Below are 25,294 nucleotides of genomic sequence, written 5' to 3' on the forward strand. Positions count from 1 at the left end.
GCAGAATATGAGGAAACGCCCAAAGCTGAGGCGAATCGGCGCCTTCATCCGTCGTGCGGTTTCGAGAGTTACACATCGAAACCCGGTCCCACAAGGCCCGGTTTTCCGCGAACCCGATCCGTCGAGGACGGACCGCGACCATCCATCCCCCATAGAGCATCACACCGGAGAATGGTGTTTACTTTGCTTTGACACTCTACCCCAGCTGTCAAACGAGCGCGATCGGGAGGTCTCGGATGACCCATGAGGGCGGCCATGAGGAAGACCCCAAGGCGTTCGGCCCCTGGCTGAGCAGACAGCTACGCCGAAAGGGGATGAGCCAATCCGACCTCGCCGCCGCGCTGGACGTCACCAGAGCGGCTGTCTCAGCCTGGATCACGGGACGCGCCGCCCCCAGGGTCGACAAAATCCAGGCGATCGAGGCCCTGCTCGGCCTGGCGACGGGCGCCTCCGCGACCAGGGACGAGGCGCCCGACTCGGTCGGCTCCATCGCCTGGCACCTCCGGCCTGCTCACGCCGACGGCGGGCGAGAACTGGGCAACGCGGCGGCCTTCGCGTTCGACTCCTCCCTCGCCATCCTGACCAGAGAGGCGACGCAGAACTCCCTGGACGAAAGGCACGACCGGGAGCGACCGGTCCGAGTCCGCTTCACCCTCCACGAGATCACGGGCGAACGTCTCAGACGCCTGCAGGAGGCCTTGCGCTGGGACGATCTGCTCCCGCACATCCAGGCGGCGGCGGACCCGAGGCAGAAAGTCGGCCGCGTCCTCGCCGACGGCCTTCGGGAGCTCCAGGAGTACGGCCGACTGCTGCTGCTGCGCATCGACGACTACAACGCCAACGGCCTGACCGGACCGGAATACGCCGACGGACGCTTCGCGGCCGTCATGCGCCGGCAGCTCGACAGCCACAAGAGCGGCTCGGCCGGCGGCTCGTACGGTCTGGGCAAGGCCACCCTCTGGGCGACCAGCCGATTCGGCCTGGTGATCGCGAACAGCACCCTGTCAGAGGACTACGAGGGCAGACGGGAGCGCCGTCTGGTCGGCCGGGTGGACCTGCCCTGGCATGAGCTCGACGGCGAGCAGTACGCCGGGCCCGCTTGGCTCGGCGAACGCGATCCCCACAGGCCGGGCGCGGCCCGCTCGTGGTGGGCCGGAGAGCGCACCGTGGAGGAGCTGTATCTGACTCGCGCGAGCGGCGACCCCGGCACCGGCTTCCTGATCGTCGGTGCGCACGACCCGTCCGGTGAGGCGAACTCGCTCGAAGAGATGCACCGCGTGCTCGTCCGAGCGCTGGCCTCGGGCTTCTGGGCCGCCATGGTCAGCGGACGCGGTTCCGCGCCGATCCTGGAAGCCTCCGTCGAGGCACTGCGGGACGGTCGGGTCGTGACACAGGAGGAGCGAGTCGATCCCCACCGCTACGAACCCGCACGCGCACGCGCGGTGCGCGCCTTCCTCAACCGGGAGACCGTATCCGCGCACGAAGCGCCCGACAGTGTGGTCGAGGTGCCCGTTCTGCTGACCGTCCCGCCCAGGAAGGACGCCGCCGACCCACGACAGGCCGAGCACCGGGCGACCCTACTCGTCACCGCTGCGGCGGCGGAGGACGAGCGCCCGAACCGGCTGGTGTGCATGCGGGGCAGCCGGATGACCGTGATCGACCGATCGGTCCCCGATCTTCCTGCGGGCGCGGCGCCTTTCCAAGCCGTACTGCTCGTCGGCGCCGCGGCCGGGGGGGAGGAGGTGGACGCGGCGGAGGAGTTCCTCCGCGCCGCCGAGCCGCCGGAACACAACGACTGGAAGGCCACGGAAGATCTGACCTCCTCCTACGCCCGAGGCGCCATCAGCAGGCTGCGAGAGTTCCGCAAGCACATGGTGGAGCAGGTGCGGCAGACGGTCCGCCCGACGCTCTCCGACGTCTCGGACGATCAAAACATCCCGACCGTGGTGACCGACCTGCTCCGATTGGATCCGCGACCCGCCCCAAGAAGTCCCGGATATCCGACGGTCACGAGCGCCGTCGGACAGGTGCGGGACGACGGCGCGTGGCACATCCGCGTGGAACTCAGACTTCCGCCTCGCGACGATCCGTGGACGTTGCGGCCGTCGCTGCGCTTCGCCGCTCACTCGGGTCCCGGCCTTGAGGCGTCCTGGTCGGAGCTTCGTCCGGAGTCGCACTGCGCGATCTCCGACGACGGCGACCTCGTCTGTACGCCGGGCGCGCGCCGGGCGGTGTTCACCGGGATCAGCGACGTCGGCAGCCACCCGGTGGACGCCAGGATGGCCGTCGCCGAAGTGGATCTCATCCGGTTGCGAAGGGAGTCGCACTGATGCGGGTACTTCCCTACCGAGTCGTTCTCGGCGAAATCTCCTTGACCGTGGAGGCGGCGCGCTTGGACGGGCTCGCGGTGCCGTACGAGTTGGTCTCCGGTCGGCGGCATGTCGTGGCTCTTCACCACGTCGAGCGCGCCGACTGGTGGTCGGCGGTCCTCTCCGTCGTGGTCGAAGGGCCGGAGAGCGAACTGTCATCGGGACCGTGGAGCAACATGGCCTGTCTCGCCACCCTGACCGAGCGTCGGACCAGAGCTCACGTGGCGACACGGCTCCGGATGGATCGACCCGGCTTGTGGTCGGGCGAGGTCGAGTTGTCCCGTGACCGCTTCGACCTTCGGGCGGAGTTGTCCGCCTGTCTGGTCGCGAAGGTGGACGGGATCCTCGGACGGCGGATCGCCACCGCGGACAGTCCGTGGACCGTCGATCTGCGTCCTCGCTCTCCGACCCACCAGGGCGAGAGATTGATCACCAGGTGGGCCGACTTCGGGTCGCCGGACAACCCGCTGCTGCACCCGTACAAGAGCGACCCGTGGAGCGTCGAGACGAATGCGGAGACTCCGGTGCTCTACCTGAACAGCGGCTTCGAGGGGCTCCGCGCGCTGCTCGAGTCGACCCGCCCCGCCGAACGCGCGGTGCGGGACTCCGTGGCCGCGCAGATCGCCTCCGATGCCTGGAGCGGTCTTTTCCAAGCGGCGGCCGGTCAGGTCGAGAACGCCCATTGGCCGGGGGGTTGGCAGGAGTCCGTCCTGCGACGCATGTTGTTCGACGTCTTCCCCGACCGGTCACCCGACGACGGGCTTCGCGAGCTGATCCGTCGCCGCGAGGACTCGGGCGACCTGCACGCGCGGGTACGGCACGCCGCCGCCAAGCAGGCGCGGCTGCCCGGAGCGTTGGGCACGTTCATCCGCACGCTGCGCCGTACCGGACAGGAGAGCACATGACCACGCCCCCGGTGGAGCATCTCGCCCGTCTCCCGATGGAGGCCGCCGCCCGGTTGCTCGGCATCGCCGTGTTGGAAGAGCGTGAACCGTTGCCGTTCGCGGCCATCGACAGGCTGAGCTCGACGACACCGCGGCCTGCGGGACCCGTTCGCGAGCTGATCGACGAGGCCGTGCGACGCCACCCTCCGGAGTCGCGGACCGCCGCCGACGCGTGGTTGGCGCCGAGACTCCACGCCTCGCTGCGTCTCACCAGGGCGGAAGCCGCCGATCGCGGCCTGTGGAACCATCTGGCGATGCGAGTGGCGCCGGACTACGTGTTCTGGCGCCACAGAGGTCGTGCCTCGCGAACCGTCCCCTCGGTGAATCGGGCCCGGTTCACGGGTCTCTACGACCAACAGACGTTCGCGCGGCTGTGGTGGGCCGCCGAACTTTTCCGCGACGGACCCGACTATCGACCGGTCGTCGTCGCGTGCGGCAATCAGGACGTTCTCAACACCGTGTTGGGCATGGGGATGATCATGCATCGCCCCGTGGCGCAGGCGATCCTGACCTTGGTGGCCGATGGTGTGGCCAAGAGCGGGCGAGAGGTCAACGCCCTGGCCCAGGCGGCGAACGCGGCGGGGAGCACACTGGTGTACGAGGCGCTGGCCCCCGACTCGCGACAGGATCCCGCGAGGTACGTCGACTGGGCCGACGACCACGGGTTCCTGCCGTACGACTCTCTTCCGGAAGGTCCCGACGACGGGGAGGTACCCCGCGCCTCCGTCGACACGCTGGTGGAGCTTTTCACCCGCCTGTTCGCCGAGGCCCCGATCAGAGGACGGACCGTCGATTCCTGAGGGCGGCACGTTCCCGGCAGAATGATCTCGACCGTCAGCACGCACCACGTGGGCACGACAATGAACAGAGCCAAACAGTCCTGGGCCTCCAGCGAGGCCACTCGCGCGAGCATGCGCGCGAACAAGGGTCGCGACACCAAGCCCGAGTTGGCGCTACGCCGCGCCGTGTACGCCTTGGGTCTGCGTTATCGCGTGTCCCGTCGCCCGGTGAAGTCCATCCGGCGGACCGCGGACCTGGTCTTCATGGGAGCGAAGGTCGCCGTGTTCCTGGACGGCTGCTTCTGGCACGGCTGCCCCACTCATCACACGGCGGCCGCGACCAACGCCGACTACTGGCAGCGGAAGCTGCAGACCAATCGGGCAAGGGACGCCGAGACCAACCGGCTGTTGGAGGCCGAGGGCTGGCAGGTGATCAGGATCTGGGAGCACGAGGACACCGACGAAGCCGCGACGCGCGTCGCCGCCGCCGTACGCACCCGTCGAGGGCCCTCTCGACAGGCGGCGCCGCAAGAGACGGGTCCAAAGTGACAGGATCGCGATAAAGGGAAGCTTGTAACGCTTTTCGGCTGACTCTTCAAGGGGGTTGTGTACCGACGAGAGGAGTACGGCCGGTGATCGCGACCGATCCCGAGGCCTTCGAGGCCTTTTACCGGCGGCACGTCGAGTCGATCACGCGCTTCCTCGCCCGCCGCGTCGACGACCCGCACACGGTCGCCGACCTGGTGGCAGAGGTGTTCGTCGCGGTGCTCGACACGGCGCGCACCTACCGGCCGAGCCTGGGCAGTGAGATCGCGTGGTTGTACGGCATAGCCCGCAACATTCTCTCCGCCGAGCGTCAACGCCGTTTCAAGGAGTCGAGGCTGACCGGACGCCTGCAGGGCCGGCGGCTGCTCGAACCCGACGACGTCGCCCGGTTGGTGGAGCGTATCGACGCCGAGAGCAGGGCGAGGCGGGCCTTCGAGGCCATGGCCGGATTACCCGCGGGCGAACGAGCGGTGCTGGAGTTGGTCGCACTCGACCAGCTCACGGTCACCGAAGCGGCCGCCGCCCTCGGAATCCGGCAGGGTACCGCCAGAGTAAGACTGCACCGCGCCAGAAACACGCTGAAGGACGTGCCTCTCGTCATGGAAGGAACAACCCAATGAGCTTCGAGGAGCGTCTACTCATGGAACTGAAGAACGAGATCCGCGAGCGTGGTCAGGCCAAGCGGAAGAAGAGGACCTTCCTGGGCTTCGCGGTGGCGGGGATCGCCGCCGCGGCCGCGGCCGTCGCGGTGCCGTTGCTCACCGGGGGTGCCAGCCCGGCGTACGCGGTGACGAAGGGCGCGGACGGCGCCATCACCGTGCAGGTGCACGAGTTCAGGGACGCCGACAAGCTGGAGGCGGACCTGCGCGAGCTGGGCGTCAAGGCGGACGTCAGCTACCTGCCGGGGGGCAAGTGGTGCGGGCCCGACCGAGGCAAGATGGTGGCCGGCTTCGGCAGGGGCGACAGCTCCGACGACGCCCTCGCCACGGTCAAGGGCGGGGTGCGGATCAACCCCGCCAAGGTCGGCGCCGGCAACACCGTCGTGATGGAGTTCGCCGAGGCCAAGGCCGGCGAGAAGCCGTCCGTGCTCTGGCAGATCGGAGCCCGCGTCATCGCGGGCCCCGTCGCGGAGTGCAAGGTCATCGACGACCCGAGCTGGAACGACGTCGGCGGCCCCGAGGGCCAGCCGCCCGCGCACCTGAGGTAGTGGGCCGCACCAAGACACCCCGTGGATCAGGCCGCCGGTGGTGCATCACCAGCGTGCCGGATCGAGGTTTCCGTGGATCCACCTAGTCGCCCAGGGTGGCGCGGATCTCCCCTACCGGGAGCCCGCCGCCCAGTACCTCGACACGGGTGAACGAGGAGGCGCCGGACACGTCACGGCCCATGGCCTGAAGCACCGCGAGCGCGATCGCGGTGGTCGCTCTGGGGCTGCCGTCGATGACCTTCACGGCGGCGGTGTGTCCGGACTGAAGGGCGGCGACGAGGACACCCTCGGCGCCGCCCTTCACCAGTGCCCCGGGCAGGGCGCGCATCAACTCGGTGTTCTGGTGCCCGCTCCCGCCGACGTAGGAGGGGTGCTCGCGCATGGCGTCGGCGACCAGGCGCGGGGCGCTGCCTTCGGGGGCCAGCACCAGCGCCTGTACGGCCCGCGCGAGCCCGGTGAGCGACATCCCGAACAGCGGCGCCCCGCACCCGTCCACGGCGACGGCGGCCGCCTTCTCCTCCGCCAGTTCCTCCACGTGGGCGCGCACCCGTACCTGGACCGGGTGTGAGACGTCCAGGTAGGTGGCGGTGTCGTGCCCTTGGGCGACGCAGGCGGCGAGCATGGCGGCGTGCTTGCCCGAGCAGTTCATTCGTTCGCGGGAGCGGCCGAGGCCCGCGCGGATCAACCGGTTCCTGGTGGCCTCGTCCTCCGGCCAGTCCTCGGGGCAGCGCAGGTCGGCCGGGCTGAGGCCGTACCCGGTGAGAATGTCGGTGACCAGCCGCACGTGGGCGTCCTCGCCCGTGTGGCTGCCCGCGGCGATGGCGAGGGCGGCGCCGCGCAGGTCGGCGCCGGAGGTGAGGCAGGCCAGCGCCTGGAACGGCTTGGCCGACGAGCGCGGCAGGATGGGCGCCTCGACCGGGCCGAACGCGACCTCGGGCCGCCCGGTAGGGCCGAGCCCGACGGCGCTGCCGTAATGGACGCTCTCGACGAACCCGGAGCGCACGACGTGGGCGAGCGCGGCGAATTCAGACACGAGCAGAACTCCTTCGTTCCAGTACGCGGGCGAGCTTCGACAGTGAGGCGTTGACGACGAGGTAGACGAGGGCGACCACCACGTACGTCTGGATGACCAGCCCGTTGTAGGCGGCGAGGATCTTGCCGGAGTAGAGCAGTTCGCCGTAGCTGACGATGTAGCCGAGCGAGGTGTCCTTGAGCAGTCCGACGGACTGGCTGACGATCGAGGGCAGCACCCGGCGGGCGGCCTGCGGGATGACGATCATCCGCAGCGTCTGTCCCCTGGTGAGGCCGACGGCGAGCCCGGCCTCGGTCTGGCCGCGTTCGACGGACAGGATCCCGGCGCGGAAGATCTCGGCGAAGGCGGCCGCGTTGGAGACGGTGAGCGGGACGACGAGTTTCCAGAACAGCGGCAGGTCCAGGCCGTACCTGGGCAGCGCGAACAGCACGAGGTAGACGAGCAGCAGCGCGGGGACGGTCCTGACGACCTCGACGTAGGCCGCCGACGGCGCCCGCAGCCACCGCCGGGTCGACAGCCGGCCGAGCGCCAGCGCCAGGCCGAGCGCCATGGACAGCACGGCCGAGACGACGGCGGCGAGCCCGGTGGACCACAGCCCGTCGAGCAGGTAGCGCCACATGGGCCAGGTGGCGTACGGCGACCAGCGCTCGGCGGCGAGTTGCCCGTTGGCGGCGAACTGGCGGACGGCGAGGGCGGCGAGCCCGAGCGCGAACAGGACGCCGAGGACGGTGGCGATCCTGATGCGGCGGCGGGCCCGGGGACCGGGCTCGTCGAACAGGACGCTGCCGCTCATCGGACCATCACCAGCCGTCGCTCCAGCCTGGTGGTGGCGAATCCGACGACGGCGGCGACGGCCGCGTAGGCGAGTCCGGCGCCGACGAAGATGGCGATGGGCTGGGCCTCGACGAGGTTGACGCGGTTGGCGACGGCGGTGAGGTCGACGACGCTGATGGCTCCGGCGAGGGCGGTGTTCATGGTGAGCGCGATGAAGACGTTGCCGAGCGGCTGCACGACGGTGCGCAAGGCCTGGGGCAGGATGACCAGGCGCAGCGACTGGGTGAAGGTGAGGCCGAGCGCGCGGGCGGCCTCACCTTGTCCCTGTCCGACGGAGTTGACGCCGGAACGCAGGGCTTCGGCGACGTAGGCGGCCTGGTAGACGCCGATCACGACGATCGCGGTGACCAGCGCCGAGGCTTTGATCCCGATCTCCGGCAGTCCGAAGAAGGCGAGGACGAGCAGGACGAGCAGCGGCAGGTTCTGGAACGTCTCGACGTAGGCGGTGCCGAGCGCGCGCAGCACCGGCACCGGACTCACCCGCATGGCGGTGACCACCACTCCGAGCACCGCCGCGAGCGCGAACGACGCGGCGATGAGCTGGAATGTCACGAGGAGGCCCTGCCACAGCTCGGGCAGGTGCTCCAGGAGGACGGACATCAGGAACCCGGCACCGAGCCGATCTGCGGGGGCGTGGGGGCCTCACCCTTGACGACGGTGCCGAGGGAGTTCTTCCACGCCTGCTGCCAGACGCCGGCGTCCTGCATCTTCTTGAGCCAGTCGTTGACGAACGTCTTGAACTGCTCGTCGCCGTGCTTGAGGCCGATGCCGTACGGGTCCTGGGTGAAGGGGTTGCCGACGACCTCGATCGACGGGTCCTTCTGCGCGTTGGCGGCCAGCAGCGTCTCGTCCTGGACGTAGGCGACGCCCCGGTCCTGCTTGAGCGCCTGCATGGCCTCGGGGTCGCTGGCGAAGGTGACGATCTCGGCCTGCGGGGCGACCTTCTTGATGGCCGGGATGGCGGGGGTGTTGGCTCCGGCGATGACCTTCTTGCCGTTGAGGTCCTCGGGCCCCGCGATCCCGGCGGTGCCCTTCTTGACGGCGATGCTGAGGCCGGAGGTGTAGTACGGCCCGGCGAAGGCGACCTGCTTCGCCCGCTCCGGCGTGATCGTATACGTCTGGAAGACCACGTCGACGGTGCCGTTGCCGAGCAGCGCCTCGCGCGTCTCGGACGCCGAGTTGACGATCTTCACCTTGGGTTCGCCGATGATGTACTTCGCCAGCGCCTTGCCCATGTCGGCGTCGAAGCCCTCGACCTGGCCGCTGACGGGGTTCTGCTGGGACAGCAGCGGCGCGTCGAGCGAGCCGCCGACGATGAGCTCGCCGCGCTTCTTGATCTTCTCCATCGTGGAGCCGGGCAGGATCGCGGCGGCGTCGGCCACGGGCGCCTTGCTCAGGAGGTCGTCGCCTGCGGGCTTCGCCGCACCGGGTACGGCGGGGCTGGACTCGTTGCCCGCGCAGGCGGCGAGGCCGAGCAGCGAGAGGGCGACGACAGCGGCCATCTTCCTCATGGACACCATCCTTCGTGTCTTTCAGTGAGTGAGTACCTTGGCCAGGAAGTCCCTGGCCCGGTCAGTTTTCGGCGAGTCGAAGAACTCGGCGGGCGGGGCCTGCTCGACGAGCCGGCCACCGGCCATGAACACCACGCGGTCGGCGGCCTTGCGCGCGAACCCCATCTCGTGGGTGACGACGACCATGGTCATGCCGTCGGCGGCGAGGCCGGTCATGACGTCGAGGACCTCGCCGACCATCTCGGGGTCGAGCGCGGAGGTGGGCTCGTCGAAGAGCATCACCTTGGGCCGCATGGCCAGCGCGCGGGCGATGGCCGCCCGCTGCTGCTGGCCGCCGGACAACTGGGCGGGCATCTTGTCCGCCTGTTCGGCGATGCCGACGCGGGCGAGCAGGTCGCGGGCGTTCTGTTCGGCTTCGGCACGGCCGAGGCCGCGCACCTTGATCGGTGCCAGCGTGACGTTCTCCAGCACGCTCTTGTGCTGGAAGAGGTTGAACGACTGGAAGACCATGCCGACGTCGGCCCGCAGCCTGGCCAGCTCCTTGCCTTCCAGGGGCGCGGGGACGCCGTCGATGGTGATCTCGCCCTGCTGGACGGTCTCCAGCCGGTTGAGGCACCGGCACAGCGTGGACTTGCCCGACCCCGAGGGGCCGACGACGACCACGACCTCGCCGCGTGCCACGTCGAGGTCGACGTCACGCAGCACGTGGTGTTCGCCGAACCACTTGTTCAGCCCTCTTGCCCGAATCATCAGAACTTCCTTCGATATCGAAGTTAAAGCGGAACGTAATGGATGATTTCATCGGAAGTCAACACGTTGTCGTACAAAGGCAAAGCGTGATATCCATCTGCTCATGTCTGGCAAAGAGCGGTTGCCCGTGACGGGCGCGCAAGGCGATTTGCTGCGGCTCGTCGCCGGCGGCCAGGCCGAGTCACGTGCGGAACTCGCGCGCCTGTCGGGGCTGGCGGCCTCCAGCGTGTCCCTGCGCGTGGAGGAGCTCCTCGAAGCCGGACTGCTCGTCGAGACCGGGTCGGGGGTCTCACGCGGGGGTCGCCGCCCCCGCAGGCTCCGGCTGGCGCCCAACGCGGGCGTGCTGGCCGTCGCCGACCTCGGCGTCCACCATGTACGGCTCGGCCTGCTCGACCTGAGCGGCCATCCGCTGACCGTGCAGGAGCGCGCGGCCGACATAACAGCCGGGCCGGAAACGGTCCTCGACTGGCTGGCCGACGCCTTCGACGACCTGCTGGACACCCACGCCCCGCCGGGAGTGCCGCTGCGCGGCGTCGGCACCGGCATCCCCGGGCCGGTGGACCCGGCCACCCGCCGCGTGGTCGGCCCGTCCAGGATGCCCGGCTGGAACAACTTCCCCGTCGCCGAGTACCTCGGCGCCCGCTACGACCTGCCGATCCTCGTGGAGAACGACGCCAACCTGATGGCGATCGGCGAGGCCAGGTCGTGGCCCGGCTGCGACAACCTCATGGTGCTGAAGACCGGCACCGGCATCGGCTGCGGCGTCATCGTCAACGGGCGGTTGCACCGGGGCAGGGGCGCGGCGGGCGACATCAGTCATGTGAGGGTCCGCACCGACTTCTCGAAGGTCTGTGCCTGCGGCCACTCCGACTGCCTGGAGGCCTACGCCTCCGGGGCCGCGCTCATCGCGGCACTGGCGGAGGCGGGCGTCTCCGTCGAGCGGACCGGGGACATCGCCCGCCTGGTGGGCGACGCCGTACCCGAGGCGACGAGCCAGGTGCGCACGGCGGGACGGCTGATCGGCGAGGTCCTCACCGTGCTCGTGAACTTCTTCAACCCCGACGTGATCGCCGTCGGGGGCAGTCTCTCGGCCGCCGAGCCGCTGATCGCGGCCATCCGGGCGTCGGTCTACGAGCGGTGCCTGCCGCTCGCGACTCGCGATCTGGAGATCGCCCCCGCCCGCTCCGGCAAGGAGGCCGCCCTGCTGGGAGCGGGCACCCTCCTGCTCGACGCCGTCCTCTGACCGGCGGGCGGGTGCAGGGGCCGGTCTCGACGCCGTCCTCTGACCGGCGGCGGGCGCGGAGGCGCGGCTCTCTGACCGGTGGAACAGCGGGTACGGCCCGGCGTGCCGAGCCGTACCCACACCCGGGCCCGGGGTCACGCCGCCACCGGCTCCTTCGCCTCCTCCGGCGCGGTGGCCGCCTTGGTGGCGGGTACGCGGCGCAGCAGCGTCACGGACACGATCACCACCCCGAGGGCGAACGCGGCGGAGATCCAGCCGACGACGTTCAGCCCGTCGGTGAAGGCGGCGCGGGCGGCTGCGACCAGCGCCTCCCCCTCACCCGCCGGAAGGGTGGCCGCCCGTGCGACGGCGCCCGGCACCGTGTCGGGAGCGCCCTGCGGCATGACCGCGCTGTAGACGGCCGCGCCGACGCTGCCGAGCACCGCGACGCCGAGCGAGGTGCCGAGGTCGGAGGCGGTGGTGTTGACGGCGGAGGCGGCACCGGCCTTCTCGGGCGGCGCCGAGCCGACCACCAGGTTGGTCGTGAGCGCCATCGCCGGGGCGATGCCCGGGTAGAGCAGGTAGAAGCCGGTGAGCAGCATCGGCAGCCCGGCGACGCTGTCGACCTGGGTCAGCACCAGGTATCCGGCGACCGACAGCAGGGTGCCGCCCGCGATGACGTACGCGGGGCGGACCCTGCGGACGATCATCGGCGAGATCGTCGAGACCAGCACCAGCGCGAGGGCCGCGGGCAGGATGAACAGGCCCGCCTGGAGCGGCGACAGCTCGGCGACGACCTGGAGGTACTGGGTGAACAGCAGGTAGACACCGCCGAGGGCGACGGCGCTCAGCATGAAGACGGCCAGGCCGCCGCTGAAGACGCGGTTGGCGAACAGCCGCACGTCGAGCAGCGGGTTGTCGAGGGCGAGCTGCCTGCGGACGAAGACCACGCCGAAGACCAGGCCGACGACGACGGCGCCGACGGAGACGACGTCCAGCCCGGACTTGGCCACCTCCTTCACGCCGTACACGATCGGCAGCAGTGCCGCCATCGACAGCGGCACGCTCAGAATGTCGAGCCTGCCCGCTTCGGGTGCCTTGTACTCGGGGATCAGCAGCGGGGCGGCGACGAGCACGATGAGCATGACCGGGATGCCGATCAGCAGGGCGGCGCCCCACCAGAACGCCTCCAGCAGCAGTCCGCCGACGAGCGGCCCGAGGGCGACGCCGAGGGACACCGAGCCCGCCCACATGCCGATCGCGCTGCCCCGCTGCCTGTCGTCGCGGAACATGTTGATGATCAGGGAGAGCGTGGCGGGCATGATGGCGGCGGCGCCGACGCCCATGACCGCACGGGCGGCGATCAGCAGGTCGGCGTTCGGCGCCAGGCCCGCCGCCAGCGACGACACGGCGAACACGGCGGCGCCGAACAGCATCACCTTGCGCCGTCCTATCCGGTCGCCGATCGTTCCCATGGCGACGAGCAGGCCCGCCATCATGAACCCGTAGATGTCGTTGATCCACAACAGTTGGGCGCCGCTCGGGTTCAGGTCGGCGCCGATCTGCGGGGTGGCGAGGAACAGCACGGTCATCGCCAGGAACAACAGCGCCGTCGGCAGCATCAGTACGCCGAGGCCGAGCCACTCGCGTGTGCCCGCTTTGGTGACGTTCATCGAAAATCCTTAAGTACGTGATCGAGCATGTTCGGATCGGTGAGAAAGCTGACCTGCTTGCCCTGCCACGCCGCCGGGGACCAGGCCATGGCCAGGCTCAGCAGGTGCGGCGGGCACGCCACCACCAGGAACCCGTCCGCCGCCTCCAACCACGGCTCCAGGTCCCGTACGGCGGGCGGCGCGGGAACCACGTCGCTCACCAGGTCGGGCAGGCACGCGGCGGTGAGGTCGAGGACATCGACCTCAAGGTCCGCGTGCGTGCTCGCCCGGTCGGCGATCTGGCAGGCCACCCCGTGGTCGGAACCCGTGAGGATCACCAGTCGCTTCATGTGCGGCACTGTGCAGGCAGGCGCTTCAGGTTTTCTCCAGCTCGGCTACGGTGTGCCTCATGCGATTCGGGGTGCTCGGTCCACTGGCCGTGTGGGGGCCGGACGGCCGGCAGGTCAGGGTCCCCGAGGTGAAGGTGCGGGCTCTGCTGGCCGGGCTGCTCATCGAGCCGGGCCGGGTGGTGCCCGCCGACCGGCTCATCGACGCGCTCTGGCTCGGGTCGCTGCCCGCCAACCCGGCAGGGGCGCTGCAGACGCGGGTCTCCCAGTTGCGCCGGGTGCTCGGCAAGGACGCGGTCGTGGCCCGGCCGCCCGGCTACCTGCTCCAGGTGCCGCCGTCCGAGGTGGACGCCGTACGCTTCCAGGAGCTGCTGACGCGGGCCGGGGCGAGCACCGGACGGGCCAGAGTCGATCTGCTGGCCGACGCGCTCGCCCTGTGGCGGGGCCCGGCGCTGATCGAGTTCGCCGACGACGAGTTCGCGCGAGCCGAGATCGCCCGGCTGGAGGAGCTGCGGCTGACGGCGCTGGAGGAGCAGGCCGAGGCCAGGCTGGAGATCGGCGAGCACGCGATGCTGGCCGACGAGCTCGGCGACCTGGTGGCCAGGCACCCGCTGCGCGAGCGGCTGCGCGCCGCCCAGCTCAAGGCCCTCTACCGGGCCGGACGGCAGGGCGAGGCACTCGACGGCTACCGGCTGCTGCGCGAGCACCTGGACGACGAACTCGGCCTGGAGCCCGGCCCCGAGCTGGCCGCGCTGCACCAGGCCATCCTGCGGCAGGACCCGTCACTGGCCGCACCGCGCAGGCAGACCCGCAGGACCAACCTGCCGGCCGCGCTCACCGACCTGATCGGCAGGGACGCGGCGGTCTCCGAGGTCGCCGGGCTGCTCGACGCCGCCCGGCTGGTGACGCTGACCGGGCCGGGCGGGGTCGGCAAGACCAGTCTGGCGCTGGAGACCGCGCGCCGCCTGGCCGACTCCTACCCGGACGGGGTCTGGCTGGTCGAGCTGGCGAGCACGCCCGCCGAGTCGGTGGCGGAGGTCGTCGCGGCGGCGCTGGACGTCCGCGACGAGGGCTCCGCGCTGGCCGACCATCTGAGCGACGCGCTGCGCGGCCAGCGGGTGCTGCTCGTACTCGACAACTGCGAGCAGGTGGCGGGCGCCGTCGGCCGCCTGACCGCCCACCTGCTGCGGGCCGCCCCCGGCCTGCGCGTGCTCGCCACCAGCCAGGAACCGCTGGGGATCGGCGGGGAGCAGCTGTGGAACGTGCCGCCGCTGCCGTCGGCGGACGCCGTGCGGCTGTTCACCGCGCGGGCCGCCGCCTCCGCTCCGGGGGTGGCGCTGGACCCGGAGGCGGTGAGCGCGATCTGCGCACGGCTGGACGGGCTGCCGCTGGCGCTGGAGCTGGCCGCCACCCGGGTGCGGGCGCTGGGCGTGCGCGAGCTGGCGGCGCGGCTCGACGATCGCTTCCGGGTGCTGGGTTCCGGGCGCAGCGACGCCCCGGCCAGGCAGCGCACCCTCCGGGCGATGATCGACTGGAGCTGGGAGCTGCTCGGCCCCGAGGAGCAGACGGTGCTGCGGCGGCTGGCCGTACACGCCGACGGGTGCACGCTGGCCGCCGCCGAGGCCGTGTGCGGCGGCGACGACGTGCTCGGGCTGCTGGCCCGGCTGGTGGACCGCTCCCTCGTCGTGGTCGGCGAGGGCCCGCGCTACCGGCTGCTGGAGTCGGTGGCCGCCTACTGCCAGGAGCGGCTGGAGGAGGCGGGCGAACGCGAGGAGATCCGCGACCGCCACCGTGCCTACTATCTGGCGCTCGCCGAGCGGGCGGCGCCGCAGCTCCTCGGCCCCGAGCAGCGGCAGTGGACGGTGCTCCTGGACGCCGAGAGCGCCAACTTCCGCGCCGCGCTCGACGGCGGGGACGAGCGGCTGGCCAACGCGCTGGCCTGGTACTGGGTGCTGCGCGGGCGGCTCGGCGAGGGTCGCAGGTGGCTGGCGTCGGCGGTCGAGCGCGGCGGTACGTCGGCGACCACGCAGACCTGGCTGGACGCCTTCATGCTGCGCACCGGCGAGGCGCACGGCTGCCCGCCGCCGGAGGACGGGCCGGGCGACGACATGGAGCTCGCGCGCGCCACGGCGTTCCTGGCGTTCGCCATGGTCGGCATCGGCGATCCGGCTGCCGGCGAGGAAGTGGCCGAGCGGGCGCTGACCGCCTTCCGGCGGGCGGGCGAGCCGTGGGGCATCGCCTTCGTCCGCAGTGTGCGCGCCAGGCAGGCGCAGGTGCGGGGGGACCTGGATGCGGCCAGGACGTACGCGGAGCAGAGCCGTTCGGCCTTCGCCGAGCTGGGCGACCGGTGGGGGCAGGTGCAGGTGAGCTTCCCGCTCGGGCAGCACGCCGAGATCGACGGCGACTACGAGCGGGCGGCCAGGATCCACCGCGAGAGCCTGCGGATGGCCGAGGAGCTGGAGCTGTGGACGGAGGTCGCCGACCGGCTGTCGCTGCTCGGCCGGATCGCCCAGCTCACCGGGCAGCAGGAGCAGGCCGACGACCTGCACCGGCGGGCGATGGCGCTGGCCGCCGAGCACGGGTACACGGTGGGCGAGGAGTTCGCGGCGCTGGGCCTCGCCCTGGGGGCGCGGCGGCAGGGGCGGCTGGAGGAGGCCGAGGAGCTGCTGCGCACGTGGCTGGCGTGGGACCGGGCGCTCGACTCCGACCCGGCGATCGCGCTGATCCTGGCCGAGCTCGGATTCGTCGCCGAGTTGCGGGGGGACGCCGAGGGCGCGCTCGCGCTGCACGAGGAGGGGATGGCGACGGCCCGCAGGACCGGCGACCCGCGCGCGGTCGCGCTCGCCCTGGAGGGTATGGCGGGCGCGCTGGCGCTGGGCGGCGAGGCGGAGCGGGCCCGGGAGCTGCTGGCGGAGGCCGAGGCGCTGCGCGAGTCGACGGGCGCCCCGCTGCCGCCCGCCGAGCGCGGGGACGTGGACCGGATCAGGGCGGCCCTGGCGCGTCAGTGACGCCACTCCCGGCCGTCGCCCCCGCCCCCGTCACCGAAGGTTCCCGCAGGCAGGAGTTGTCCACAGACGACCCCACCGGGCGCGCACGCGGACCTCGACCCCCCTCGCGGTGGGTCGGTTCGCGCGGCGCTAATGTCGGATCATGCGCTATGTCGTGATCGGAGCGGGGGCGGTCGGCGGGACGATCGGCGCCTTTCTCGCGAAGGGCGGCCACGACGTCCTCCTGGTCGCGAAGGGCGCCCACCACGCCGCCCTGCGCGCACGCGGGCTGCGCCTGCTCGCACCCGGCGGGGCCGAGACGCTCGACCTGCCGGTGGCCGACGGCCCGGTGCCGGCCCGCGACGGCGACGTGCTGATCGTCGCGACCAAGTCGCAGGACACGCTCGCCGCCCTCGACCCGTGGCCGCGCGAGCTGCCGGTCGTCTGCGCCCAGAACGGCGTGGCCAACGAGCGGATGGTCCTGCGGCGTTTCGAGCGGGTGTACGGCATGTGCGTCTGGCTGCCCGCCCTGCACCTGGAGCCCGGCGTGGTGGTCTCCTACGGCCACCCGCACCCCGGCATGCTCCACGTCGGACGTTATCCACAGGCTGTGGACGAACTGGCCGACCAGGTGACCCGAGACCTGGCCGCGAGCGGGTTCGTCGCCCGCGCCACCCCCGACGTCATGCGCTGGAAGTACGGCAAGCTGCTCAGCAACCTCGGCAACGCAGCCGAGGCGCTGTGCGAGCCCGGGTTCGGCGACCTCGCCGCCCTGGCGCGGGCCGAGGCCACCGGGGTGCTGGCGGCGGCCGGTCTGGCCCACTCGACACCGGAGGAGGAGCGGGAACTGCGCGGCCACCTGGTGGACATCGTGCCCGTGGACGGCGCCGCGCGCGGCGGCGGCTCCTCCTGGCAGAGCCTGGCCAAGGGCGCGGGCACCATCGAGGCCGACTACCTCAACGGCGAGATCGTGCTGCTGGCCCGCGAACTCGGCCTGCCCGCCCCGGTCAACGAGGTGCTGCAGCGCGAGGCGGCCCTGGCCGCCCGGGAGCGGCGGCGGCCCGGTTCGATGCCGGTGGCGCGCATGCGGGAGCTCATCGACGCGCGTTCCGCAGCCGTATCCCGCTGAACTCCAGCGAACTGGCGGTCACCTCGTTCCAGAACGGCCACAGCCGGTCGAGCACCCGCAACTGGATCCCGGCCGCCTCGTGCAGCTCGAACAGGTCGTCCACCGGTTCCGGCGGGCCGAGCGGTTCGACGGGCACCCTCGCCACGACGGCGTGCGGCGGCTCGCCGACGGGCGCGAAGTGCTCGGCGGGCAGCCGGTAGGCGTACAGCCGCACGTCCCGCATGGCCTGGAGCCAGCCGTACTCGACGGCGTGCACCCGCTCGCCGCAACCGGAGCCGATGATGCGGGCGGCGTCGGCGTCCGTCGTCGTGGGACCGCGCCACGCCAGCGCGCGCGGGCACTCGCGGGGGAACCAGTGGTCGGGGCAGCGGTCGGTGCCGACCGCCCAGACGTACGGCTCGGCGCGCACCGACGTCGGCGCGACGTGCGGGACGAACCGGGTGATCGTCGGGTCTTCGGAGAAGTGCAGCACCTGTCCTGGTTCCGGCCTCATGACCTCCCATGATGCCGGTTCGGCGCGGCGGCGGGGCATGTTCCGCCGTGTCGCGGGCAGGTGCGGGGGCCGAGGTGATGCACGATGACCGTGCTCGGACTGATTCTGATACTGCTCGCCGGCTCGGCCGTGGCGATGGCCGTCATGGAGCCGGACGGCACGTTCCTCCTCTTCGGCACCGCTTTCTCGGTGGGCCACCTGGAGATGTTCGCCGCCGGTGCGGCGGCCTGCGCCGTACTCGTGCTCGGGCTGCTGCTGATGGGGGCCGGGTCGCGGCGGTCGGCGCGGCACCGGCGGCAGGCGCGCGAGAGCCGGGCCGAGGCGGCACGGCTGAGGGACGAGAAGCGGCGGCTGGAGCACAAGGACACGCCGGTGGCCGGAACGCCTGCGGAGACGGCCGATCCGGCGCCCGCCGACGCGAGCCGGGCACCCGAGGATAGTCGGGCATAAACCAGCATTCCGGGTGTATGGTGCGAGCGCTCGTATCGTGCACCCGGAGGTCGCATGCCCCCGAAGCGTGGCCGCCCCATTGCGCTCAAGCTCCTCGTCCTGCTGTTCGTGCCGCTGATGTCACTGGTCGGGCTCTGGGCGTTCGCCGCCGGCCTGACCGGCGGGGACGGGCTGCGGCTGCTGGAGACCAACAGCCTGGTCCGCAATCTCGCCACGCCGTCGGAAGAGGTCGTGGTGCAGATGCAGAACGAGCGGCTGCTGGCCGTCCGCTACCTGACCGGCGACCGGCTGAGCGGGCAGACGGCCAAGCAGCGCGGGCTCACCGACCAGGCGCTGCAGCGCTTCCGCAGGCTCGCGGCCGAGCAAGAGGACCTCTCCCCCGAGATGGAGGCACAGCTCCGGGCGCTGTACACGAGCCTCGAACAGCTCCCCGACATCCGCAAGTCCGTGACCGGCCCCAACGGGCGGCCGCTCGACGTGATCGCCGGATACAGCCGCATCCTGGACAACGTCTTCCGCATGCACGACGCCATGATCCTCGTGCCGGACATGTCGCTGTACGCCCAGGCCGACGCCGTCAACACCCTCGGCGAGGCCAAGGAGGTCATCTCACGGCAGCGCGCCATGATCGTCGTGGCGCTCGACGCGGGCCGGGTCGGCAGGCAGGAGCGCGAGGCGTTCGTCGGCATGGTCGCCACCCGGCGACTGCTGTTCACCCAGGCCCTGGCCGAACTCGACCCCGTGCTCGGCTCCTCCTACCACGACCTGGTCCGCGCCCCCGTCTACCGCGAGTTCCTCGAACTGGAGGAGCTCATGCGCGGCCAGGCCAGCGCCAACGGCCTGCCCGCCGCCGCCGCGACCTGGAAGAACGACGGCTCCGCGCTGTGGGACGCGGTCGAGCGCAGCCAGCGGCAGGCCGTCACGGGCTTCGTGTCCCGGGTCGATCCCGCCGCCGACGCCGTCCTCACCAAGATCGGCATCGCGGGCGGCGTCGGGCTGGTGGCCGTTCTCGCCTCCATCGGCCTTTCCCTGCGCTTCCGCAGGAGGCTGGTGCGCGAGCTGGCCTCGCTGCGCGCCGCCGCCGCCGAACTCGCCGACGTACGGCTGGCCGGCCTGGTCGAGCGGCTGCGCACCACCGCGCACCCGCCGGAGACCGTACAGGTCGAGCCGCTGGTCGTGAACGCGGAGACGGCCGAGGTGCGCGACATCGTGCAGGCGTTCAACTCGGTGCAGACGACCGCCGTGCAGGCCGCCGTCGACCAGGCCCGGCTGCGCCACGGCGTCAGCCAGGTCTTCGTCAACCTCGCCCGCCGCAACCAGTCGCTGCTGCACCGGCAACTGCTCCAGCTCGACGGCATGGAGCGCAAGTCGGAGAACCCCGAGGAACTTGAGGACCTGTTCAAGCTCGACCACCTGACCACCCGCATGCGCAGGCACGCCGAGAGCCTGATCATCCTGTCGGACCAGGCGCCCGGCCGGGGCTGGCGCAACCCGGTGCCGATCCTCGACGTCGTACGGGCCGCCGTCGCCGAGGTCGAGGAGTACCCGCGCGTCGAGATCTTCCAGCCGCCCGCCGTGACGCTCGTGGGCGCGGCCGTCACCGACGTCGTGCACCTGGTGGCGGAGCTGGTCGAGAACGCCACCCTGTTCTCACCGCCGCAGACCCGGGTGGACGTGCGGACCACGCTGACGCCGCACGGCCTCAGCATCGAGATCGAGGACCGGGGGCTCGGCCTGTCGCGTACCGAGGTGGACGAGCTGAACGCGCGGCTGCAGGACACGCCGGAGTTCGACCTGGCCAAGAGCGACCGGCTGGGGTTGTTCGTGGTGGCGCGGCTGGCCGCCAGGCACGGGATCCGGGTCAGGCTGGGGCTGTCGCCGTACGGGGGGCTGACGGCGCTCGTGGCGCTCCCCGAACGCCTGCTCGGGGAGCAACCCGCACCGGTGGGCTGAACCGTCAGAGCCTGATCAGCGGGTCGGGGAAGTGGGCGGTGGCGAGCAGGCGGCCCTCCGCGCGCAGGCGGGCCACGGCGGCCACGCGGGTGGCGGCGGCCTGGTCCGGGTCGTCGTCGTAGACGTACCTGATCGCCGGGTCGGCGAGCTGCACCGGATGGTGGAGGATGTCGCCGAGCATGGTGAAACCCTCGGACTCGACGATCTGGTGGCCGGGGGTGTGGCCCGGCGTGTGGTGGACGCTGACCCCTGCGGAGATCTTCGCGGTGCCCTCGACCGGGTCGAGCAGGGCGGCGATCGGATCGAGCACGGCCTGCCTGACCAGAGGCGCGGCCACGTCGAGCTCGGCCTGCTGGATCACGTGCCTGGCGTTGGGGAACACCGGGCGACCCGCGACGGCGGTGCCGCCGTAGTGGTCGCTGTGCAGGTGGGTGATGACGACGGTGTCGATCTCGGACGGCGTAGCCCCCGCCGCCGCCAGTTCGTCGAGCAGGCGGCCGGGAACCGGCGCCCAACTGGACGCCGGCGAGCCGATCGGGCCCACGCCGGTGTCGACGAGCGTCACATGCCCGTCGGTGTCGCGCAGGAGGAAGCAGTGGAAGTGGAGAATCCACTCGCCCTCGTCGGCGCGGGCGCCGATGAACGTGTCGAGGAAGGGCAGGCCGATCGAGGGGCCCATGGGGCCCACCGCGTCACAAAGCGGTGTGATCTCGACGCCTGCCACGATGGTCGGGGTGTGAGGCACCCGCCCAGCCTAGGCCGCTACGACCGGCCCCGACACGTACTCGTTCTCCAGGTCGGCCGCGTAGACGGCGCGGCGGCACTGCGAGCAGCGGTACATGATCGGGCCCTCGTCGAGCTCGGTCTCACACCTCGGACACTGGATGCTCTTCATATCGGTCCCCCTTGAACGTCGTGGACACGTTCATACGTTGCCGACGGCGCCCGGTGAGACCGAATGCCGGAGAACCCCCCGGGAATAGCCCCGATGGGCTAGGCGTTGCCCATACCGGAACGTGTGATACGTTGCGAACGGCGTCGAGCGTCAAAGCTCCGCCGATCTTCCCCCCCGTAGCCCGCCCGTGTTGAGGGCCCGGCTGCATTCACCACATTAGCCGACCTTGTTCGGTATGCCCTCAAGGAGGGTCATCGTGTCTACCCAAACCATTCCTCACCCCCGTTCCGGCGCTCCTGCACAGCAGGTTTCCGGACTGCTGGATTTGCGGGGAAAGACCGGCCAAGTCTCCGGAATCCGCATTTCCGGCGACCGGGTCCGGCAACTCGGACTACGACCCGGCGACCACGTCGTCGCCACCGTGGAAGGCGGCCGGATCGCCTCGGTCGAATCGGTCAACGGCTCCGCCTCCTGGCGTGAGCGTCCGCATTTCGCCGACCTCACGCCCGAGCACCCCACTGAGCGGCTGGCCATCGAGACGGCCTCGCTCACCACCCGGGTCATCGACCTGTTCGCCCCCGTCGGCAAGGGCCAGCGCGGCCTGATCGTGGCGCCGCCGAAGGCGGGCAAGACCATGGTCCTGCAAGCGCTCGCGGCGGCCGTCACCGCCAACCACCCCGAGGTCCACCTCATGGTGCTGCTGGTCGGCGAGCGCCCGGAAGAGGTGACGGAGATGCGGGCGAACATCGCGGGCGAGATCCACTCCTCCACCTTCGACCACCCGGACCACGAGCACACCGCCGTCGCCGAACTCGCGATCGAGCGCGCCAAGCGCCTGGTCGAGCAGGGTCGCGACGTGGTCCTGCTGCTCGACTCGCTCACCCGGCTCGGCCGCGCCTACAACAACCAGGCGCCCGGCAACGGCCGGGTGCTCACCGGCGGGCTGGCCGCCTCGGCGCTCTACCCGCCCAAGCGCTTCTTCGGCGCCGCCCGCAACGTGCTCGGCGGCGGCTCGCTGACCATCCTCGCGACGGCGCTGGTCGGCACCGGTTCCCGGCTCGACGACAGCCTGTACGAGGAGTTCAAGGGCACCGGCAACATGGAGATCCACCTGGCCAGGGACCTGGCCGAGCGGCGGCTGTTCCCCGCCGTCGACCTCGACGCCTCCGGGACGCGGCGTGAGGAGACGCTGCTGCGCGACGGCGAACGGCAGGTCGTGTGGCGGCTGCGCCGCATGCTCGGGACGATGGAGCGCCACCAGGGCACCGAACTGCTCATCGACAAGCTCAAGCGGACGCCCTCCAACACCGCCTTCCTCCGCCAGGCGGCCACGACCTGAGCCTCGGCGAGAATGGGTGGATGCTGAGTGATGTCGTCCACCTGCTCGTCTGCCCGATCTGCGGACAGGGGCTGGAGACCGTACCCGGGGCGCTGCGGTGCGGGAGGGGGCACGCCTTCGACCTCGCCCGGCAGGGCTACGCGAGCCTCCTGGTCGGCTCGGGGACGCCGGGCACCGCCGACACCGCCGAGATGGTCGCGGCGCGCGAGCGCTTCCTCGGCGCCGGGCACTACGAGCCGCTGGCCGCCGAACTGGCCAGGGAATCCGCCGGGGCGCGGGTGGTCGTGGAGGCCGGGGCGGGCACCGGCTACTACCTGGCGCGGGCGCTCGGCCCGGAGGCGGTCGGACTGGCCTTCGACATCTCCAAGTTCGCGATCAGGCGGGCGGCGCGGGCCCATCCGAGGGCGGGCGCGGTCGTGGCGGACGTCTGGCGGCCGCTGCCCATCGCGGACGGGGTGGCCGACGTGGTGCTCGACGTGTTCGCGCCGCGCAACGGGCCGGAGTTCGCGCGGATCCTCCGTACGGGCGGGCGGCTGGTGGTGGTCACGCCGGGGCCCGGTCACCTGCGGCCCCTGGTCGAGGGGCTCGGGCTGCTGTCCGTCGATCAGGACAAGGAGCAGCGGGTCGCGCGCAGTCTCCGAGAATTCTCCCTGGTGGAACGGCGCGCGGTGGAGTTCACGATGGAGTTGGACGCCGACGGGGTGACCGAGGTCGTGCGAATGGGACCCAGCGCATGGCATATGCCGGAAGCGACACTGAATGCTCGAATTTCTCGAGTCTTCGAGCAGGAAACGACGAAGAAAGTGACAACCACTGCGAGCTTTCAGCTGTCTATCTTCCAGACGGCATCGCGAGCAAGGGTTGTTCCTTGACGGTCATATGCGGCTCGTGTTACTGATGGGGCATTTAGTCTGAAATTCCCCGACATTCCACGAGTATTTCTGTGACACAGGCGCGATACTGGACGCCAACCCGCGCCGGGGAAGCCGAGAGCTGAGGCGCGGTTCCAGAGGGAGGGGACGCGCCGCATGAAGGCGGAGGAACGCTGGCAGGCCAGGTTCCGGGCGCCGCGCATGACGTTGCCCACCTGGGCACGCCTGGCACCGAACCGCTCCATCTACCGGTGCAACGCCACCGGCACCTGGGAGGTCTACGCCTGGGATCGTACGAAGGGCTCCACCCGCCAGGTCACCGAGCAGCCCAAGGGCACCGCCCACGCCGCCATCGACCCCACCGGCCAGTGGATCTACTGGTTCGCCGACACCGACGCGGACGAACTCGGCGGATGGATGCGCCAGCCGTTCGGCGGCGGCGACGACGTCCCCGTCGACCCCGGCATCCCGGTCGGCCAGCCCGGCGGCATCCACCTGTCGGCCAACGGCACCGCCGTGATCAGCCTGGCCGCAGAGGGCTCCTTCCGCATCCACCTCGTCAGGCCCGGCGACCAGGCCCGCGTGATCTACGAGCACACCGAGGCCGCCTGGGTCACCGACCTGTCCATGGACGGCTCGCTGATCGCCGTCAACCACGGCGAGTACGGCGACTTCCGCCGCCCCGCCCTGCGGGTCATCCGTCCCGACGGCTCGGTCGTCGGCGAACTCCACGACGGCCCCGACAAGGGCGTGATCGGCGTGAAGTTCGCCCCCGTCATGGGCGAGCGGCGACTGCTAGCCCTGCACGAACGCCGCAGGCGCCACGAACCGCTGCTCTGGGACCCCGTCTCCGGCGAGCAGCGCGAACTCTGGCTGAAGGACCCCGGCGAACTGTCCGCCGAGTGGTACGCCGACGGCCGCGCCCTGCTCATCCACCGCCAGGACCGGGCCCGCAGCTACCTCCACCGCTACGACCTCGGCGGCGGCGGCCTCACCCTCATCGACACCCCGCACGGCGTCATCGAGGAGGCCACGCCGCGCCCCGGCGGGAACGTCGAGTACACGTGGTCGAGTTCGTCCCGGCCGCCGGTCGTGCGGTCGAGCAACGGCCAGGTCGTGATGAACTCGGCCGGGCCCATCGCGCCGCCCAGCGTCCCCGTCGAGGACCTGGACGTGACCGGGCCGGGCGGCCGCATCCACGCCCTGGTCTCCCGGCCGGAGAACGGCGCCGCGCCGTTCCCCACCGTCTTCCTGCTGCACGGCGGGCCCACCGCGCAGGACCACGACGCCTTCTCCCCCGAGGTGGCCGCGTGGGTGGACTCCGGGTTCGCCGTGGTGCGGGTCAACTACCGGGGCTCCACCGGGTACGGCTCGGCCTGGCGCGACGCGCTCCACGCCGACGTGGGGCACATCGAGCTGGCCGACGTCGCCGCCGTACGCGACTGGGTGGTGGCGCGCGGCATCGCCGACCCCTACCGCATGATCGTCGCGGGCAGTTCGTGGGGCGGCTTCCTCGCGCTGCTGGCCCTCGGCCTGCAGCCCGGGTACTGGGCGGCGGGCATCGCGGCGGTCCCGATCGCCTGCCACCGCACCTGCTACGAGGACGAGGCCGAGAGCCTGCGCGCCTACCAGCGGGCCCTGTTCGGCGGCTCGCCCGAGGAGCAGCCCGATCGCTACACGGCCAGTTCGCCGATCACCTACGTGGACCGGGTCGACGCCCCGGTGCTGATCCTCGCCGGGGAGAACGACACCCGCTGCCCACTGCGCCAGATCGAGAAGTACGTGGCCAGACTCGCCGAGCACGGCCGCGAGCACGAGCTGTACACCTACGACGCGGTGCGCGGCTCCATGGTCGTCGCCGAACGCATCGCCCAGATGACCCTGCAACTGGAGTTCGCGAGAAAGCACACGGCGAAGAGCCCCTGACCATGCCGCGCCCTGCCGTACGCGGGCGGGTTGCGGGGTGCAGGGGCGGCCTGCGG

General features: G+C 71.3%; 24 protein-coding genes. 14 read left to right on the forward strand and 10 right to left on the reverse strand.

Annotated features, from left to right (window positions below; genetic code table 11):
* The first annotated feature begins 236 nt into the window (after positions 1-236).
* The 6 genes from ABD120_RS20065 to ABD120_RS20090 all read left to right on the forward strand — a co-directional run bounded on the left by ABD120_RS20065 (position 237) and on the right by ABD120_RS20090 (position 5,845).
* Positions 237-2,330 (forward strand): helix-turn-helix transcriptional regulator, encoded by a 2,094-nt coding sequence (locus ABD120_RS20065; protein WP_343951470.1) that lies wholly within the window; start codon positions 237-239, stop codon positions 2,328-2,330.
* A complete protein-coding gene (locus ABD120_RS20070; protein WP_343951471.1) occupies positions 2,330-3,274 on the forward strand; it encodes a hypothetical protein in 945 nt (314 codons plus the stop codon). Before ABD120_RS20065 ends, ABD120_RS20070 begins: the two co-directional genes overlap by 1 nt.
* Positions 3,275-3,309: 35 nt before the next feature.
* Positions 3,310-4,113: a DUF6339 family protein gene (locus ABD120_RS20075; RefSeq protein WP_343951472.1), complete on the forward strand. Its 804-nt coding sequence runs from the start codon at positions 3,310-3,312 to the stop codon at positions 4,111-4,113.
* Between the two features lie 60 nt (positions 4,114-4,173).
* Positions 4,174-4,641, forward strand: coding sequence for a very short patch repair endonuclease (locus ABD120_RS20080; protein ID WP_343951473.1), 468 nt, complete (start codon positions 4,174-4,176; stop codon positions 4,639-4,641).
* An 83-nt stretch (positions 4,642-4,724) separates the two neighbouring features.
* Entirely contained in the window at positions 4,725-5,258 is a 534-nt protein-coding gene (locus ABD120_RS20085; RefSeq protein ID WP_343951474.1) for an RNA polymerase sigma factor, read from the forward strand.
* On the forward strand, positions 5,255-5,845 hold the full coding sequence (locus ABD120_RS20090; protein ID WP_343951475.1) for a hypothetical protein: 591 nt from the start codon (positions 5,255-5,257) through the stop codon (positions 5,843-5,845). The genes ABD120_RS20085 and ABD120_RS20090 overlap by 4 nt, the downstream gene beginning before the upstream one ends.
* Positions 5,846-5,927: 82 nt before the next feature.
* Here the strand turns inward: ABD120_RS20090 and ABD120_RS20095 are convergent, their stop codons facing one another.
* The 5 genes from ABD120_RS20095 to ABD120_RS20115 are packed head-to-tail and all read right to left on the reverse strand — an operon-like array spanning position 5,928 to position 9,973.
* Positions 5,928-6,878: an asparaginase gene (locus tag ABD120_RS20095; RefSeq protein WP_343951476.1), complete on the reverse strand. Its 951-nt coding sequence runs from the start codon at positions 6,876-6,878 to the stop codon at positions 5,928-5,930.
* Positions 6,871-7,671 (reverse strand): amino acid ABC transporter permease, encoded by an 801-nt coding sequence (locus ABD120_RS20100; RefSeq protein ID WP_343951477.1) that lies wholly within the window; start codon positions 7,669-7,671, stop codon positions 6,871-6,873. The genes ABD120_RS20095 and ABD120_RS20100 overlap by 8 nt, the downstream gene beginning before the upstream one ends.
* Complete coding sequence (locus ABD120_RS20105; RefSeq protein ID WP_343951478.1) at positions 7,668-8,312, reverse strand: amino acid ABC transporter permease; 645 nt, start codon at positions 8,310-8,312, stop codon at positions 7,668-7,670. The genes ABD120_RS20100 and ABD120_RS20105 overlap by 4 nt, the downstream gene beginning before the upstream one ends.
* Positions 8,312-9,223, reverse strand: a complete 912-nt coding sequence (locus tag ABD120_RS20110) for a glutamate ABC transporter substrate-binding protein (protein ID WP_343951479.1) — start codon at positions 9,221-9,223, stop codon at positions 8,312-8,314. Before ABD120_RS20110 ends, ABD120_RS20105 begins: the two co-directional genes overlap by 1 nt.
* Positions 9,224-9,244: 21 nt before the next feature.
* Positions 9,245-9,973 (reverse strand): amino acid ABC transporter ATP-binding protein, encoded by a 729-nt coding sequence (locus ABD120_RS20115; protein WP_343951480.1) that lies wholly within the window; start codon positions 9,971-9,973, stop codon positions 9,245-9,247.
* A gap of 103 nt (positions 9,974-10,076) precedes the next feature.
* Here ABD120_RS20115 and ABD120_RS20120 point away from each other — a divergent pair, with 103 nt between their 5' ends.
* A complete protein-coding gene (locus ABD120_RS20120) occupies positions 10,077-11,216 on the forward strand; it encodes an ROK family transcriptional regulator (protein WP_343951481.1) in 1,140 nt (379 codons plus the stop codon).
* Between the two features lie 134 nt (positions 11,217-11,350).
* Here ABD120_RS20120 and ABD120_RS20125 read toward each other — a convergent pair whose 3' ends face one another.
* Positions 11,351-12,868, reverse strand: a complete 1,518-nt coding sequence (locus ABD120_RS20125; RefSeq protein ID WP_343951482.1) for an MFS transporter — start codon at positions 12,866-12,868, stop codon at positions 11,351-11,353.
* Positions 12,865-13,197: an NAD(P)H-dependent oxidoreductase gene (locus ABD120_RS20130; protein WP_343951483.1), complete on the reverse strand. Its 333-nt coding sequence runs from the start codon at positions 13,195-13,197 to the stop codon at positions 12,865-12,867. Before ABD120_RS20130 ends, ABD120_RS20125 begins: the two co-directional genes overlap by 4 nt.
* A gap of 59 nt (positions 13,198-13,256) precedes the next feature.
* On the opposite strand from ABD120_RS20130, the gene ABD120_RS20135 reads away from it, so the two are divergent.
* Entirely contained in the window at positions 13,257-16,202 is a 2,946-nt protein-coding gene (locus tag ABD120_RS20135; RefSeq protein ID WP_343951484.1) for an ATP-binding protein, read from the forward strand.
* Positions 16,203-16,344: 142 nt separating this feature from the next.
* On the forward strand, positions 16,345-17,310 hold the full coding sequence (locus ABD120_RS20140) for a ketopantoate reductase family protein (RefSeq protein ID WP_343951485.1): 966 nt from the start codon (positions 16,345-16,347) through the stop codon (positions 17,308-17,310).
* Here ABD120_RS20140 and ABD120_RS20145 read toward each other — a convergent pair.
* Positions 17,276-17,803, reverse strand: a complete 528-nt coding sequence (locus ABD120_RS20145; RefSeq protein ID WP_343951486.1) for a DUF6886 family protein — start codon at positions 17,801-17,803, stop codon at positions 17,276-17,278. The genes ABD120_RS20140 and ABD120_RS20145 overlap by 35 nt on opposite strands.
* 84 nt (positions 17,804-17,887) lie before the next feature.
* Between ABD120_RS20145 and ABD120_RS20150 the strand changes: the two genes are divergently transcribed.
* Together ABD120_RS20150 and ABD120_RS20155 are read left to right on the forward strand one after the other, a co-directional pair.
* Positions 17,888-18,253: a hypothetical protein gene (locus ABD120_RS20150; RefSeq protein ID WP_343951487.1), complete on the forward strand. Its 366-nt coding sequence runs from the start codon at positions 17,888-17,890 to the stop codon at positions 18,251-18,253.
* A 54-nt stretch (positions 18,254-18,307) separates the two neighbouring features.
* A complete protein-coding gene (locus tag ABD120_RS20155; protein ID WP_343951488.1) occupies positions 18,308-20,206 on the forward strand; it encodes a sensor histidine kinase in 1,899 nt (632 codons plus the stop codon).
* Between the two features lie 4 nt (positions 20,207-20,210).
* On the opposite strand, the gene ABD120_RS20160 is transcribed toward ABD120_RS20155, so the two are convergent.
* Positions 20,211-20,951: an MBL fold metallo-hydrolase gene (locus ABD120_RS20160; protein ID WP_343951489.1), complete on the reverse strand. Its 741-nt coding sequence runs from the start codon at positions 20,949-20,951 to the stop codon at positions 20,211-20,213.
* A gap of 9 nt (positions 20,952-20,960) precedes the next feature.
* A complete protein-coding gene (locus tag ABD120_RS20165; RefSeq protein ID WP_343951490.1) occupies positions 20,961-21,101 on the reverse strand; it encodes a hypothetical protein in 141 nt (46 codons plus the stop codon).
* 325 nt (positions 21,102-21,426) lie between these two features.
* Here ABD120_RS20165 and rho point away from each other — a divergent pair, with 325 nt between their 5' ends.
* From rho to ABD120_RS20180, 3 genes are all read left to right on the forward strand, one after another.
* Entirely contained in the window at positions 21,427-22,440 is a 1,014-nt protein-coding gene (gene rho, locus ABD120_RS20170) for a transcription termination factor Rho (protein ID WP_343951491.1), read from the forward strand.
* 20 nt (positions 22,441-22,460) lie between these two features.
* Complete coding sequence (locus ABD120_RS20175) at positions 22,461-23,312, forward strand: putative RNA methyltransferase (RefSeq protein WP_343951492.1); 852 nt, start codon at positions 22,461-22,463, stop codon at positions 23,310-23,312.
* Positions 23,313-23,468: 156 nt separating this feature from the next.
* A complete protein-coding gene (locus ABD120_RS20180; RefSeq protein ID WP_343951493.1) occupies positions 23,469-25,238 on the forward strand; it encodes a S9 family peptidase in 1,770 nt (589 codons plus the stop codon).
* Positions 25,239-25,294 lie beyond the last annotated feature (56 nt).

It is taken from the genome of Nonomuraea longicatena (assembly GCF_039525605.1).
Classification (GTDB): Bacteria; Actinomycetota; Actinomycetes; order Streptosporangiales; family Streptosporangiaceae; genus Nonomuraea; species Nonomuraea longicatena.